We start from the raw sequence: 2,297 nt of genomic DNA on the forward strand, positions 1-2,297 counted from the left end.
ACGCCGGGGGTCGCGGGTTCGAGTCCCGTCCACTCCGCCACTTATATTAAGCCCCAGTCGAAAGACTGGGGCTTTTTCGTTTGGTCGTGTCCCCTAGAAATGCATTTACACATTGAAGGCGAGACAATACGACTTTCTTTGCCCTTTTGGCACATGAGTTTCTCAGGAAGATGAGCCTGCTGCCTGCACTTCCAATTACTCCGAGTTTGTATCCTGTCCTCGTTGAAAGATTGGTCATTTGAACAATGAGTCTTTATAACACTCGCCCTCAACCGTAATAGAATGAATAGTCTTCCGTACTGCGTGTTTTGTTAGCGTCTCTCTTAAACAATAATTTTCTACATCTTATTTCTCAAACATTCATTGCTTCCATGTTTAGAGCGGGACCGTCGTTACGTGGATTACGCAATTTCCCGAAATATAGTGAGGAATAGAGCTAAGTCTTCCGAAAATTAATGCCTTTTAGAAAACTTTGTTTTCTTTGCTGAACTTGCTAGTAGCGATTAACCTAAGAGGAGTTCTTGAGGAGTATGTTTGATGATGCAACAAATAAAAAATGAAACGCTGAAATCTGTATTTAAGCAATGGTCTTCCGATGAGGGAATTGTGGTCATCAACCCTGCAACTGAGCAAGAGTTAATTCGGTTAAAGCCTAGTACTCTTGATGAGTTAGATGATCTCATTGGTCAGTGCAAAACGGAGCAAGTCCGTTGGGCTAAATTAAGTGCCAAAGAGCGCTCTCGTCGTTTGAGGGGGTGGTATCAACTACTTCTTGATAATGCAGAAGACATAGCCACGATTATTACCTTAGAGCAGGGTAAACCTTTAGCTGAGAGCAAAGGGGAAGTGATGTATGGTGCCTCTTTTGTCGAGTGGTTCTCAGAAGAAGCAAAACGTGCTTATGGCGAAGTTATTCCTGCCCCCACGACAGATAGACGTCTATCTGCAATTCGCCAGCCTGTGGGAGTATGCGCTGCAATTACACCTTGGAACTTCCCTATTGCGATGATTACAAGAAAAGCAGCACCAGCCCTAGCGGCAGGTTGTGGCATGTTGATCAAGCCATCAGAGCTTACCCCTCTCACTGCAATTGCTGTTGTTGAATTAGCTTATCAGGCTGGTATCCCTAAAGAACTGCTTTCTGTCGTGGTGTCGGAGCAGGCTGCTGAGTTTGGTCAAGTACTAAGTACTGATCCTAGGATTCAGAAGATCTCTTTTACGGGGTCTACGCGCGTTGGGAAAATTTTGATGAAGCAAGCCAGTGATTCAGTCAAGGCGGTGTCGATGGAGTTGGGTGGTAATGCGCCTTTCATCGTGTTTGAAGATGCAGACTTAGATGAGGCTGCGGAAGGGCTTGTCGCGTCGAAGTTCCGTAATGCAGGGCAAACATGTGTTTGTACCAATCGGCTATATGTTCATAAAAATGTAAAACAAGCTTTTATTGATAAAGTATTGTCGAAGTTAAGCAAATTAAAGCTTGGAAATGGTTTAGAGAAAGGTGTCACATTAGGTCCTGTTATTACGATGGCCTCTAAGCATCGACTAGAGGCGGTGATCGATCAAGCTGTACAAGAAGGAGCCTCTATTGCTAACTCTCCACAGAGACGGCCTGGTCGCTTTATGGAGCCCGTTCTTTTGGATAGTGTGACGCAGAATATGTCGATTGTTCAGCAAGAGCTATTCGGGCCTGTGTTGCCTATTGTTACCTTTGAAAATGATTATCAAGTTCTCGAAATGGCGAACGATACAGAATATGGTTTGGCTTGCTATTTCTATACGAATAGCTTGAAGCGTATTATGGCTTTTAGTGAAGGTTTAGAGTACGGCATGGTTGGAGTTAATGAAGGGATCATCTCTACTGAAGTGGCTCCATTTGGTGGAGTTAAAGAGTCGGGTGTTGGACGGGAAGGTGCTAAGCAAGGACTCGATGAATATCTGGAGACAAAGTATATTTGTCTTGGTGGTTTAAGCTGATTTCAGAGATGGCCGATTGAATTAAAAAGCTAGGTTTTTACCTGGCTTTTTTTAGTTGAAAGATACACCATTTGCCACGCGCGTTTGTGGTTAATATTTTCTGGTTACTTAGTGAGTCGATAGTTAGCTTGCGGTAAGCGGTTTTTAATAATCAAAGCGCTTATGTTATTTCGTGGGTAGTAGGAGAGAGCTTAGCTTTAAACTAATACAAAAAAGCCGCATCAAGTGATGCGGCTTCTTCTAATATGGCTCCTCCTGCTGGGCTCGAACCAGCGACCTGCGGATTAACAGTCCGTCGCTCTACCAACTGAGCTAAGGAGGAA

1 protein-coding gene and 1 tRNA gene are annotated in these 2,297 nt (G+C 44.0%); one reads left to right on the forward strand and one right to left on the reverse strand.

Annotated features, from left to right (window positions below):
* Positions 1 to 537 precede the first annotated feature (537 nt).
* On the forward strand, positions 538 to 1,974 hold the full coding sequence (locus R7P35_RS23680; protein ID WP_025768823.1) for an NAD-dependent succinate-semialdehyde dehydrogenase: 1,437 nt from the start codon (positions 538 to 540) through the stop codon (positions 1,972 to 1,974).
* A 246-nt stretch (positions 1,975 to 2,220) separates the two neighbouring features.
* Here R7P35_RS23680 and R7P35_RS23685 read toward each other — a convergent pair.
* Positions 2,221 to 2,296: transfer RNA gene (locus tag R7P35_RS23685), tRNA-Asn, on the reverse strand.
* Position 2,297: the final 1 nt, after the last annotated feature.

The organism is Vibrio sp. Vb0304 (assembly GCF_033338995.1).
Lineage (GTDB): Bacteria > Pseudomonadota > Gammaproteobacteria > Enterobacterales > Vibrionaceae > Vibrio > Vibrio alginolyticus.

Excerpts from the sequence above, each read along its gene's own strand:
- R7P35_RS23680 (WP_025768823.1), top strand. The coding sequence starts at position 538 with ATGATGCAACAAATAAAAAATGAAACGCTGAAATCTGTATTTAAGCAA.